This window comes from Vibrio sp. M250220, assembly GCF_036533795.1.
Classification (GTDB): Bacteria; Pseudomonadota; Gammaproteobacteria; order Enterobacterales; family Vibrionaceae; genus Vibrio.
The window spans coordinates 1-442 of the sequence record NZ_JATABI010000207.1 but is presented as its reverse complement, the minus strand read 5'-3'; the positions used below and the strand labels follow the sequence as shown (position 1 = coordinate 442).

1 protein-coding gene is annotated in these 442 nt (G+C 36.9%); it reads right to left on the bottom strand.

Annotated features, from left to right (window positions below; genetic code table 11):
* Positions 1-261 precede the first annotated feature (261 nt).
* Positions 262-442 (bottom strand): hypothetical protein (locus QTN94_RS20460; RefSeq protein WP_331428692.1); only part of this gene is annotated, 181 nt, incomplete at its 5' end.

Sequence of the window (442 nt, the reverse complement as noted above, 5' to 3'; positions counted from 1 at the left end):
GTAAAAAGCGAAAGATATCGTCACTTGATACGCTTTCACGCATAGTCAATGCTGTTGTTCGTCAGCAGCCGTACCCAAATGTGCTCGATCTTAAACACACGAGTTTTTACCTAAACACTTAGTCAACACGGTGCTGGTGAACGCTTACACAAAATTAACCAATGCAGGAACAAAGCCTTCCCTTGCTCTAGGGCTGTTTTCGCCTCAACACATCACAGACATTTTTAATATCCTATCGAGTGTATCCTGATAAAGGAGAAATCAAGGTAAGTTAATCTTTTCAACTAAGTAATCATTGAACTTTGTATATTCATCAATCAAACAACTGCAAATATTTAATGTTTCTGCTTCAGTCCCTATACTTTCAAAATACTCAAACCTACATTTCTCTTCTATATATTTATACTTAGTTGAAGTCAGACTAGAAACGATAGCCTCGTTA